The organism is Pasteurella bettyae CCUG 2042, from assembly GCF_000262245.1.
Lineage (GTDB): Bacteria > Pseudomonadota > Gammaproteobacteria > Enterobacterales > Pasteurellaceae > Basfia > Basfia bettyae.
Map to the genome: position 1 here is coordinate 1 of NZ_AJSX01000038.1, position 11840 is coordinate 11840.

Annotated in this window: 10 protein-coding genes and 3 tRNA genes; 4 read left to right on the plus strand and 9 right to left on the minus strand. The window is 35.2% G+C overall.

Features of this window, described 5'->3' with window-relative positions:
- Positions 1–11: 11 nt before the first annotated feature.
- From HMPREF1052_RS08000 to HMPREF1052_RS11395, 6 genes are all read right to left on the minus strand, one after another.
- Positions 12–88: transfer RNA gene (locus HMPREF1052_RS08000), tRNA-Pro, on the minus strand.
- Positions 89–111: 23 nt separating this feature from the next.
- Positions 112–187 (minus strand) — tRNA-His (locus HMPREF1052_RS08005).
- A 32-nt stretch (positions 188–219) separates the two neighbouring features.
- Positions 220–296 (minus strand) — tRNA-Arg (locus HMPREF1052_RS08010).
- 129 nt (positions 297–425) lie between these two features.
- Positions 426–2369, minus strand: coding sequence for an ABC transporter ATP-binding protein (locus HMPREF1052_RS08015; RefSeq protein ID WP_005761204.1), 1944 nt, complete (start codon positions 2367–2369; stop codon positions 426–428).
- Positions 2370–2475: 106 nt separating this feature from the next.
- On the minus strand, positions 2476–4680 hold the full coding sequence (locus HMPREF1052_RS08020) for a copper-translocating P-type ATPase (RefSeq protein WP_005761197.1): 2205 nt from the start codon (positions 4678–4680) through the stop codon (positions 2476–2478).
- Positions 4681–4783: 103 nt separating this feature from the next.
- Positions 4784–5182 carry a cation transporter gene (locus tag HMPREF1052_RS11395; RefSeq protein WP_005761194.1) on the minus strand — a complete coding sequence of 133 codons (399 nt, stop codon included), beginning with the start codon at positions 5180–5182 and terminating at the stop codon, positions 4784–4786.
- Between the two features lie 116 nt (positions 5183–5298).
- Between HMPREF1052_RS11395 and cueR the strand changes: the two genes are divergently transcribed.
- Positions 5299–5703 carry a Cu(I)-responsive transcriptional regulator gene (gene cueR, locus HMPREF1052_RS08030; RefSeq protein ID WP_040596467.1) on the plus strand — a complete coding sequence of 135 codons (405 nt, stop codon included), beginning with the start codon at positions 5299–5301 and terminating at the stop codon, positions 5701–5703.
- A gap of 8 nt (positions 5704–5711) precedes the next feature.
- Positions 5712–6563 carry a DMT family transporter gene (locus HMPREF1052_RS08035; protein WP_005761229.1) on the plus strand — a complete coding sequence of 284 codons (852 nt, stop codon included), beginning with the start codon at positions 5712–5714 and terminating at the stop codon, positions 6561–6563.
- A 98-nt stretch (positions 6564–6661) separates the two neighbouring features.
- Here HMPREF1052_RS08035 and HMPREF1052_RS08040 read toward each other — a convergent pair whose 3' ends face one another.
- From HMPREF1052_RS08040 to map, 3 genes are all read right to left on the minus strand, one after another.
- Entirely contained in the window at positions 6662–7225 is a 564-nt protein-coding gene (locus HMPREF1052_RS08040; protein WP_005761233.1) for a hypothetical protein, read from the minus strand.
- A 65-nt stretch (positions 7226–7290) separates the two neighbouring features.
- Positions 7291–9867 carry a bifunctional uridylyltransferase/uridylyl-removing protein GlnD gene (gene glnD, locus HMPREF1052_RS08045; protein WP_005761239.1) on the minus strand — a complete coding sequence of 859 codons (2577 nt, stop codon included), beginning with the start codon at positions 9865–9867 and terminating at the stop codon, positions 7291–7293.
- A 130-nt stretch (positions 9868–9997) separates the two neighbouring features.
- A complete protein-coding gene (gene map, locus HMPREF1052_RS08050) occupies positions 9998–10801 on the minus strand; it encodes a type I methionyl aminopeptidase (protein WP_005761225.1) in 804 nt (267 codons plus the stop codon).
- 201 nt (positions 10802–11002) lie between these two features.
- On the opposite strand from map, the gene erpA reads away from it, so the two are divergent.
- Both erpA and HMPREF1052_RS08060 read left to right on the plus strand, forming a co-directional pair.
- Positions 11003–11344, plus strand: a complete 342-nt coding sequence (gene erpA, locus HMPREF1052_RS08055; protein ID WP_005761246.1) for an iron-sulfur cluster insertion protein ErpA — start codon at positions 11003–11005, stop codon at positions 11342–11344.
- A gap of 9 nt (positions 11345–11353) precedes the next feature.
- The gene (locus HMPREF1052_RS08060; RefSeq protein ID WP_005761245.1) at positions 11354–11740 is read left to right on the plus strand and encodes a YacL family protein; all 387 of its coding nucleotides are present in this window, start codon (positions 11354–11356) and stop codon (positions 11738–11740) included.
- Positions 11741–11840 lie beyond the last annotated feature (100 nt).

Here is an 11840-nt window from a genome sequence, read left to right on the forward strand (position 1 = left end):
AAAAAATAAATTGGTCGGCGAGATAGGATTTGAACCTACGACCCACTGGTCCCAAACCAGTTGCGCTACCAAGCTGCGCTACTCGCCGATACTTACCTTACGGTAGAAGGTTGGGGTGGCTAATGAGGCTCGAACTCACGACAACTGGAATCACAATCCAGGGCTCTACCAACTGAGCTATAGCCACCACTGTTTAAATCAGTTGCAATTACGCTGACCTGGCGCGCTCGACAAGATTTGAACTTGCGACCTTTGGCTCCGGAGGCCAACGCTCTATCCAACTGAGCTACGAGCGCTCATCGCGTCGTTGCGGGGCGTATATTAATGGGTTAAGCAATACTTGTCTAGTCTTTTTTTTAAAAATTTTATTGTTAGAATGTAAAATATACAAATTGAGTGATTTTCACTATTATTTTGCTTGATTTTTAATTAACTCTCCCATTTTTCTTTTCTTCTAATTCTTCCCATCTTATAAATACATTCTCTAACTCCATCTCTTTATCAGCTAATTCTTGTAATTTTGTTGCAGTATATTGATGAGGTTGTTGAAAAAATTCTGGATTAGCTACTTCTTCTTGTAGTAAAGAGATAGCTTCTTCTAATTCTTCTAATAATTGTGGTAGCCTTTCTAACTCAAGTTGTTCTTTATAGGATAGCTTTATTGCTCTAGGTTTATTTTGTGCTTTCTCAGAAATTTTTGATTTTTCTACCGCACTTTCGATTACCACTTTTTTTACTTTAGACTGTTCAACTTCAGCTCGATCAGCAAACACATTGGCTTGTTGCTGCTTTGCATCAAAGTAGCCACCAATATATTGGCTTAATTGGCCATTACCTTCAAAGATATAACATTCCGTTGCCACATTATCAATAAATTGACGATCATGGCTAACGATTAATAATGTACCTTGATAATTTGCAAGAATTTCTTCTAATAGCTCTAAGGTTTCTACATCAAGATCATTGGTAGGTTCGTCTAGAATCAATAAATTGTTTGGTTTTAATAGCAATTTTGCTAATAATAAACGGTTACGTTCCCCTCCTGATAATGCTTTAACTGGTGTCATTGCACGTTTAGGTGGAAATAAGAAATCTTGTAAATAGCCTAATACATGACGTTTTACCCCATTTACTTCAATATCCTGTTTACCATCTGCAACATTATCCATTACTGTTTTTTCAAGATCGAGATCAGCTCGATATTGATCGAAGTAAGCAATCTCTAATTTGGTACCACAACGAATGCTTCCTTGGGTTGGTTGAAGTTCATTAAGTAGTAATTTAATGAAAGTCGTTTTGCCACAGCCATTTGGTCCAACTAAAGCAATTTTATCACCACGTAATATTGTGGTACTAAAATTAGATAATAATTGCTTACCTGCAACCGTATAGCTTGCATTTTCTACTTCAAAAATAATTTTGCCTGAACGGCTTGAAGTATCTAATTGCAATTTGACAGTACCTAACACATCACGACGTTGGCGACGTTCTTCACGTAATGCTTTTAATGCACGGACTCGCCCCTCATTTCTTGTACGACGAGCCTTGATGCCTTGACGGATCCAAACTTCCTCTTGAGCTAGTTTTTTATCAAACAAATCATTTTGAAGAGCTTCAACACGTAAGTTTTCTTCTTTCGCTGTCAAATACAAATCATAATTACCTGGGTAAGATACTAATTTACCGCGATCTAAATCCACTATTCTAGTCGCCATTTTACGAATAAATGAACGATCGTGAGAAATGAAAACAATACTTCCACTGAAAGTCATTAAGAATTCTTCTAACCACTCAATAGCATCAACATCTAAATGGTTAGTAGGTTCATCCAATAATAATACATCTGGATTGCATACTAACGCACGTGCTAGTGCGGCTTTGCGTAACCAACCACCAGATAATTCAGATAATAAGGTATTTGGATCTAATTCTAACTTAACCAAAACTTCATTAATTTTGTTTTCAAACTGCCAGCCATTCTCATGTTCTAAACGGCTTTGCACTTGAGATAATTGACTTAATAAGGCTTCGCTATAATCGCTTTCTAATTGAGTAGAAATATGATGATATTCTTTTAATAGCTCGGCTAGATGTTCAATACCCTCAGCCACATAATCAAAAATATTGCCTTCTGCATGACGTGGCGGATCCTGCTCTAAACGGGAAACGATTAAATCTTTTTCATATTGTACTCGACCATCATCCATCGTTACTTCACCTGCTATAATTTTTAGCAACGTGGATTTTCCAGTCCCATTTCTTCCCACCAAACAAACTCGTTCATTAAGTTCAATATGTAAGTCTGCGTGATCTAATAGAGGATGATCGCTAAAAGAAAGATAACCGTTAGTTAAACTAATTAATGCCATTTTTATCTCGAATAGGTTTATATAATAAAAAAGTAGAAGGATTTTAGCAGTTTTAGCTATAAAAGGGAAAAAAGAAAGGCGCTAATTATTAGCGCCTGATATTTGATTAGTCTTCGGGCACAAATCTTAAGAGTCGATTTGCATTAGTCGCCACAGTGATTGATGAGCAAGCCATAGCCGCTCCACCAAACATTGGATTCAATAGAAAACCAAAGGCTGGATATAACACACCTGCTGCAACAGGAATGCAAATGATGTTATACACAAAAGCAAAAAACAGATTCTGTTTCATATTATGTAGTGTAGCTTTAGCCAATGAAAGCGCATCTGCAACAGCATGAATGCTATGACGCATTAAAGTTAATTCAGCAGTTTCAATGGCAATGTCACTGCCACTACCAATAGCAATACTGACATCTGCTTGGGCTAAAGCTGGTGCATCATTGATACCATCCCCAACCATTACAACTTTATGACCTTGCTTTTGCAAGTCTTGAATCACTTGAGCTTTACCTTCAGGTAATACGCCCGCAATGACTTGATCAATACCTAACTCTTTAGCAATCGCTTGTGCAGTTTTTTCTTGATCACCAGTTAACATAATTAGGTGGTAACCTTGTTTATGTAAACGTTTTAGGGCTTCAACAGAATCATCACGCAATGGATCTATAATGGCAAACACCGCTGCAAGTTGGTTATTCACTGATAAGAATACTACCGTCGAACCTTTAGCTGTTTCTAATTGGAAGAACTGTTCTGCTAATTCAGTTTGCACATTATGCTGTTGTAATAAAGTGCGGTTCCCTAACAAGATTTTTTGTGTTCCTAGATTTGCAGTTACGCCAAGACCTTTTAAGGTACAGAAATCTGTCATTTTTTGATTTACTGTGACCTGACTATCCTTAGCAAAATCTAAAACGGCTTTTGCTAATGGGTGATTTGCACCTTGCTCTAACATTGCAGCATATTCAATTGCTTGAGTATCATTAAACTCATTAAAACTTGCCATTACCGTAACCTTAGGTTCTCCTTTAGTTAAGGTACCAGTTTTATCGAAAACTACAGTATCTACATTTGAAGCTTTTTGTAATGCATCGGCATTACGAACTAACGCACCTAATTCTGCTGCTCGTCCCACGCCACCAATAATAGACATTGGTGTTGCTAGACCTAAAGCACAAGGACAAGCAATAATTAATATGGTGGTAAGTACCACTAATGAATAGGAAATTTGAGGTTCAGGCCCAATAAAATACCAAATCAATGCAGCAATAATTGCAATGCTAATTACCACAGGCACAAAAATACCTGCAATTTTATCCGCAAGTTGACCAATTTCAGGTTTACTACTTTGTGCTTGGCGAACTAAACGAATAATATTAGCTAAAGTAGTTTTGTTACCTACTTGTTCTGCTATAAACTGCAAGGTACCGTCTGAGACTAATGTTCCTGCACTGACTTTATCGCCCACTTGTTTTTGTACGGGTATCGGTTCACCAGTAAGCATACTCTCATCAATCCAAGCCGCCCCCTGTAATACTATACCATCCACAGAAACACGATTGCCTGTTTGTAAACGGATAACCATACCTTCTTGTACATTTCTAATTGGTATCTCATGCTCGCCCTGTTGATCAATAATTCGTGTGGTTTTCGGCGTCAAATCTAACAATCGTTCTAAAGCTTGTGATGATCTTTGTTTTGCTTTGGCTTCTAGCATTTTCCCCACATTGATTAACCCAATAATCATCACACTTGATTCAAAATAAAGATGTCTTGAACCCTCAGGAAAAAAATCAGGTTTCAATGAGATAAACATAGAGAACAACCAAGCCACTCCCGTTCCTAAAGCTACAAGGGTATCCATTGTGGCATTTCCTTTTAGTAAATTACGCCATGCACGCTCAAAAAAATGCCATCCCGTCCATAACATAGCTACTAATACAGCTAAGCCAACAACAACCCAATTCCAATGATTTTCTGTGGTTGCAACCATAGTCCCACCGAAAATCCCCCAAAAGAACAAACCAAAACCAACAATTAATGCAACAATTGCTTGCCACTTACGTTGTTTAATTTCATGTCCTGCCTGTGCATTTTGCTTTTCACGTCGAAGATTCTCATCTTCTACGAGTTCCGCTCCATAGCCAGCCTCTACAATAGCTTCTATCATAGTTTTAGGGTCAACCTTACCATACACAAGTGCGGTACGTTCTGCTAAATTAACTTGAGCTTTTGCTACTTCTGGAATATGTAATAAAGCTTTTTCCACTTTACTGACACAAGCAGCACAACTTAACCCTTCTAACATCAAGGTCGTTTGCTGTGTATTCTCATCTACCTTAATATTTTTCTCAGTTTTAGCTTCAATTTCTTTTACAGGTTGAGGAATTTCAACAATTTCAGGTAGAGGATTATTTCCTGGCTAAGCTCGCTTGGAAATCGGCATCAACGACTGCTTTGATTGCAGCTTCTGGATCTGCTGAACCATAAACTTTAGCATGAGTCAGTTCCACATCTACGGCTTCTACATTTTCAACAGAATTTAATGCTTTGATTACAGATTTAATGCAATGACCGCAATTTAAACCAGCTAAATCTAATTCAAAACTTGGTGTGGCTACTTTTGCCTGAAAACCTGCATTAACGATAGCATGAATAAATTCTTGTGGATCTTTGTCGCTATTAATTTTTGCAAAATTTAAAGTCACTTCAGCTGTTTCTGGACCACTAATTGCTTCAATTGCTTTAGTAACTGATTTAATACAGTGACCACATGAAAGATCACCTAATGCTAAAATAATATTTGCCATAATGAACTCCTTTTGTTTTTAACTAGTTTTTGACGATATAAGGATAAAGCTTGACGCAAGGGGAGGGTCAAGCGTAAATTACAAAAATGATTAAAAATAATTCAATAGAAAATAAAATGAATATTAATGAAATTGCTAAACAAACTAATCTCACTGCCAAATCCATTCGTTTTTATGAAAAAAAAGGATTAATCACCTCACCACAACGTGCGGCCAATGGCTATCGTCAATATGGCCAACAACATATCAATGAATTAAATCTTATTCATCAAGCCCGTCTAGTAGGATTTTCTTTACCTGAATGTAAAGAATTAATCGAACTCTATAATAATCCTCATCGGCGCAGTGCAGATGTGAAGGCAAAAACCTTAGCTCGTATTGAGGCAATTAATGAACAAATTGAAAAACTACAACAAATGAAAAATCAATTATTAGATCTTGCTAATCAATGTCCTGGTGATGGTTCTGAGCATTGTCCAATTATTGAAGGTTTGACCTGCCCTAAATGCGCTGCTAACTAGGACATTCAATGCTTAATCAATACAACCTTGCACTTTTTAAAGTTCACTGTGCTGCGGTTTTATTCGGTTTAACAGGTGTTTTAGGGGCTATCATTCAAAGTAGTTCTGAAGTATTAGTCTTTGGCCGAGTACTCATTGCATTTGTAGCCCTTAGCCTCTTCTTATTAGTGAAATCCCAAAGAATAATTAAATTATCAACTAAAGATATGCTAATACAGGCCATATTAGGCACAATGCTGATTTCTCATTGGATCACCTTTTATATTGCGATCAAAGTCGGCGGTGTTGCCGTTGGCACATTAGGTTTTGCGAGCTTTCCAGCCTTTGTCGCATTATTTGAAGTTTTAATCCTTAAAGAAAGTATCAAACGACGTGAAATTATTTTATTAATGGCAATCACCTTAGGATTAGCCTTAATTACACCTAAATATGAATTCAGTAATCAAGCTACTCAAGGTTTATTGTGGGGGATTTTCTCAGGTGCTATTTATGGTGCTTTAGCTATTTTCAATCGCTATAATGCTGAAAAACTCTCAGGTACGCAAGCTAGCTGGTGGCAATATCTCGCTGGAGCACTGGTACTTGCGCCATATTGTCTCACTGAATTACCAAAAGTTACAGCTATAGATTGGTTTTGGATTGGTTGTTTAGGATTATTATGTACTAGCCTTGCTTATACAATATTCATTTCTAGTCTGAATATTATTAAGGCTCGTACCGCAGCCATGATCATTTCATTAGAGCCTGTTTATGCCATCTTAATTGCATGGTTATGGCTAGATCAAGTGCCGACTATAAGAATGATTATTGGAGGTTTAATCATACTAATATCGGTGGCGATTGTGAATTTTAGAAGATAACGCTTCTTATCTTATAAAAGTGCGGTCAGAATTAAAAAAATTTTATCTGTTATAATTTAGTGGCATGTTTCCTCTTTCACATGCCTACTATCATTGTGCTAAATTAAATCAGATATTATTTCATCAATCGTTTTTATTATATCTGGATCTTCACATATATAAGGATCCAAATGACAAATTAACTGCCAATCACCGTTATCCTTACAGACCATAATCGCTTCCCCATCTTCTGAACCTAAATATTGTCTTTCAACCTTAAATCCTTGCTCCTCTAGATGTTGTTTAATTATTCTATAAGTCTTTTCTCTGCGTAAAATATATTCTTTAACATCCTTATTATCGATAATATAAGCATCTACTTTTGTAGTTCCCTCCACCATCCCCGTTCCTTGCGCTGATAAAACAGGCATTTCTTTCCAAAAAATCTCAATTCTTGTTTTTTCAAAAAACATAAATCGAGTAATAGGAACAATATTCCCATTAAAATTAATTTCAAAATAATCTGGCAATTTATCGGGACAGAGATATTCATATAACTCATCATCTTCTTCATCGCAGCTATAAGCGGCTATTTGAGAAATAAACCCTCTACCATCTGAAATACTGTTAAAAATACCTAACTCAATTTTATGATCATCTTGACTCAGTTCTAAAACATACATATTAGATTTCCTATGATTTTTATTTATAATCGCTGATTTAATTTTTCCAAATGTAACACATCTATTTAACTCAATTCAGCTTTCAGTTGTTGACTAAGCAAGAAACGTTGTTGCTCTGTGAGTGCTTTATTCTCAGCATTCGTTAAAATAAAAAAGTCTTCTACCTTTTCACCAACCGTGGTAATTTTCGCATTTTGTATATTCAGATTATGTTCACTAAAAATACGACTGACATCTGCCAGTAACCCTGTTTTATCTAAAGCATACAATTCCATCTCTGTATGCGTATTTTTTATTGTATTTAAAAAGCGAACCTCAGTAGTGACATAGAAATGTTGCAATCGATGATTATTTATACCCTGTAACTTTGGCAAGTCATTCGATTTTAATACTTCAACAATTGACTTTTCCAGTTTTCTTCTTCTATCAAAATTGAGTAACGAACCATCTATTTCTGTCACAATAAAAGTATCAAATGCATAACCATCTAAACTTGTCATAATTTGCGCATCATGAATACTCAATTTTTTATTACTAATCACACAAGCCACTTTATAAAAAAGACTCGGTTGATCTTTACAGTAAATAAAAATACCTGTACCGCCAGAAGAAAAACGATTACTCACTTTAACCACAATTTGAGAATCAACACCTAACAATAAATTTGCATGCCAAGCTAATTCTTGTGGAGTATTTCTCAAAAAATATTCTTCTGGGCAACGAGCCCATAATTCTTGAATATTTTCATTGATGCCTTGATTATGTAATATTTCTAATGCAAGTTTAGCATTATATTGAGCATGCTCTTTACTATCCCGCAAGCTATCCATTCCTTGTTTAAATTGCTCTTTTGTATAATGATACAAACTAGTAAACAATGAACGTTTCCAACTATTCCATAATGCTACATTTGTAGCACAAATATCCGCTACAGTGAGACAAATTAAATAATCTAACCGCACTTGATTCTTTACATCTTCTGCAAAACGCATAATCACTTCTGGATCATGAATATCACGACGCTGAGCGGTTATAGGCATTAATAAATGTTTTTTTACCAACCATTTCATGGTATCAATTTCACGTCCATTAAAACCATGTTGTACAGCAAATTGTGCAACCTCTAGCGCACCTAATTCTGCATGATCACCCCCTCTTCCTTTGGCAATATCATGAAATAATGCTGCGATATAAATTAAACTGCGATCAGGTAATTTTGGAAAGGTATAAGCACAAATAGGATGAGATTCCATGCTACTATCATCAAGAAAACTTTCTAGTTTCGATAATAAACGCATAGTATGTTCGTCCACAGTATAAATATGGAATAAATCAAATTGCATCAGCCCTTCTATACCTTTCCAAGCTGGAATATAAGCTGTTAAAACCCCATATTTATGCATCGGGATTAAAGCTCTTTCTACCGCTTTTGGCTTGGTAAGTATTGCTAAAAACTTTTCACGTGCAGCAGGGATTTCGCAAAGATAACCTGTTAATTGTCCTAATGCTAAATGTAATTGACGTAATGTATTAGAATGAATATCAATTTTAGGATGTTCAATCAAATGAGCAAAAAGATCTAAAATACTTTCAGTTTTTTCCATCAAACAAGTTTGATTATGTAAATATAAGCTATTATTTACTATTTCAAAATGTTCATCTAATACATCACGCTGATGTGTTATCATCGGTTGTAAAAAATGCTCTTTATAATGTTTTGCTAGAATATCACTGGCTAATGAAATAGCTTGAAGGGATTGGAAAAAATCTTTCATCATGGCTTCCACGCCTTGATTACCCTCACCTTGATAACCAAGTAATTGGCTTACTTTTACTTGAAACTCAAATAACAAACGATTGTCATAACGTTTGATAATTAAATGTAATGCAAAACGCACTTTAAATAAAAATTGTTGATGTTTTTCTAGTTCTTCAAATTCTTCTGGATAAATAAAACCTGTTTGAAAAATATCTTCTAAGTTTAAAACATTGAAATGACGCAAAGCGATCCAATAAATGAGATGAAGATCTCGTAAACCGCCTGGGCTATATTTAATATCAGGTTCTAGATTATAACTAGTGTTGTTATAACGTTGATAACGCTCAATTTTCTCTTGTATCTTAGCATTATAAAAATCTTCCTTCTTCCAAAAGTCAGGCGCTTGCAATAAATGACTTAACTCACAATGCAATGATTCATTACCACATAAGAAACGGCTCTCTAGTAAATTAGTCGCAATGGTTATTTCATTACGTCCTTCTACATCACACTCAGCTAATGTTCTGACACTTGCTCCTACTTCAAATCCACAATCCCATAAAAATTGAATATATTCACTTATTTTTTCAGCTAAAACCGTGGGTAATGTATACTTGCTTAAAATCAGAAAATCAATATCTGACAAGGGAAACATCTCTTTACGTCCATACCCACCAACCGCAATTAAAGCTAAATCTTGAATTTGTTCAAAACCAAATTGCTTCCATAATTCAACCAACAACTTATCGTAGGCTAAAGTGCGGTTAGAAATTAGAAAATTTATATCCGATTGAGCAAAATTTTCTAATTCTATCTGCTTAAGTTGTGCCTTCTGTTGTTTCACATTGTCAACTGTCAACGGCATATTAAAAAATTCAAACATAGCCTTACCTAAAATCATTACATTAATAGAAAGTACGTAAATATTATGGCGAAGAACCTAAATTCAATAAAGGAAAATATTTAGCCCAAAAAAGCCCCGTATAAAACGGGGCATTAAAAAATACAACTGATTAGCTATTAATCATAATACGAGTAATGCGACCTTCTCGCTCTTCTTCCTCACGGATGGTCATCACTTCACAGCCCTGTTCTGTCACCACTAACTCATGTTCATATTGCGCTGAATGGCTACGGTCTTTAGTTTTCACCGTCCAACCATCGCCCATTAAACGAACTTCTTTTTTACCTGCATTAACCATAGGTTCAATCGTAAATACCATACCTGGTTTTAAAATAACACCACCATCGTCACCAAAATAATGCAATACTTGTGGTTCCGTATGATATTCATCACCAATCCCATGTCCACAATATTCACGCACTACAGAAAAACCTTGTTTTTCAACATACTGTTGAATAGCTTTACCAATAGTGTTCAAACGAACTCCCGCTTTCACCGCACGGATACCTACATATAATGCTTCTTGTGTAACATCGCATAATAATTTACTTCTTACGCTAGTTTCACCCACAATATACATTTTGGAGTTATCTCCGTAGTAACCATCTTTGATTACCGTAACATCTAAGTTTAAAATATCACCTTTTTTCAAGATCTTATCTTCACTTGGAATGCCATGGCATACTACATCATTTAATGAAATGCAGGTTGCTTTAGGAAAACCATGATAACCAACATTTGCAGGAATGCCTCCTTGAACTTGCTCAATATATTCATGACAAATACGGTCAAGCTCTCCAGTAGAAATACCTTCTTTAATATGAGGTTCAATCATTACTAAAATATCAGATGCTAATTTACAGGCAATACGAATTTTTTCTAATTCTGCCTCTGTTCTTAATGGAATAGCCATTTTTATCTCTCTTATAAAATCGGTTAGACGTTGTCTTCTATATTAAAAATCGTTCGTATATGATAACACTTTTTATTTACATGCTCCACATTCTAAAAATTACTAATATCTGAAGATTTTTTGTTGAACGATTTAGTCGGTTATACGATAATATAAAATTATTTTTCGGAACATTTAGATTAGAAATGTGGGATATAGATTATGACAGATATAGCAGTGCCGCTAACATTTACTGATGCAGCAGCTAATAAAGTAAAAAACCTAATTTCAGAAGAAGAAAATCCAGAATTAAAATTAAGAGTATATATTACTGGTGGTGGTTGCAGTGGCTTCCAATATGGTTTTACTTTTGATGAAAAAGTTAATGATGGAGATTTAACCATCGAAAATGCAGGTGTTCAATTAGTAATTGATCCAATGAGTTTACAATACTTAATTGGTGGAACAGTAGATTATACTGAAGGATTAGAAGGCTCACGTTTCATTGTGCACAATCCTAATGCAACAACAACTTGTGGTTGTGGCTCATCATTCAGCATTTAATATGGTCATATGGATTTTAGATTTACCTATGATTTAGGTTCTGTTATTGCCAAATGTTCCATGGGACATGAAGCAGTAGCTAACTGGTTCAATACAGAAGTGCGGTGTGATTTTCAGAAAATTCATACCGCACTTATTGCTCTTAAACAAGCTAAAATAGGCTTACCACAACATCAAGAAATTCGATTAATTGGTGCCGAATATAGCGTATTTATTCACTCCGATGAAGTATTAATCAAAGCCAATAACCTTGATATTGCTGACAGTAATGAACAAGAGATGGAACAAGATTTTAATTACTATAATGAAGAAAGTATTGCTTTCTGTGGATTAGAAGACTTTGAAAGATTTCTTCTCTCTTATCTCGAATTTATGGATATGCCCTCTTCGACTTAAATATACTTCAAAAGAATCATACGATGTGTTCTAGATAAAAATTTTTCAATTTAACACCGCACTTAATTCGTTTTCCATTAAGAGCATAATTAAGCATAAA

Coding starts and splice junctions, on each gene's coding strand:
- HMPREF1052_RS08035 (WP_005761229.1), top strand. CDS start 5,712: ATGCTTAATCAATACAACCTTGCACTTTTTAAAGTTCACTGTGCTGCG.
- glnD (WP_005761239.1), bottom strand. CDS start 9,867: ATGTTTGAATTTTTTAATATGCCGTTGACAGTTGACAATGTGAAACAA.
- erpA (WP_005761246.1), top strand. CDS start 11,003: ATGACAGATATAGCAGTGCCGCTAACATTTACTGATGCAGCAGCTAAT.
- cueR (WP_040596467.1), top strand. CDS start 5,299: ATGAATATTAATGAAATTGCTAAACAAACTAATCTCACTGCCAAATCC.
- HMPREF1052_RS08015 (WP_005761204.1), bottom strand. CDS start 2,369: ATGGCATTAATTAGTTTAACTAACGGTTATCTTTCTTTTAGCGATCAT.
- HMPREF1052_RS08060 (WP_005761245.1), top strand. CDS start 11,354: ATGGATTTTAGATTTACCTATGATTTAGGTTCTGTTATTGCCAAATGT.
- HMPREF1052_RS11395 (WP_005761194.1), bottom strand. CDS start 5,182: ATGGCAAATATTATTTTAGCATTAGGTGATCTTTCATGTGGTCACTGT.
- HMPREF1052_RS08040 (WP_005761233.1), bottom strand. CDS start 7,225: ATGTATGTTTTAGAACTGAGTCAAGATGATCATAAAATTGAGTTAGGT.
- HMPREF1052_RS08020 (WP_005761197.1), bottom strand. CDS start 4,680: ATGTTAGAAGGGTTAAGTTGTGCTGCTTGTGTCAGTAAAGTGGAAAAA.
- map (WP_005761225.1), bottom strand. CDS start 10,801: ATGGCTATTCCATTAAGAACAGAGGCAGAATTAGAAAAAATTCGTATT.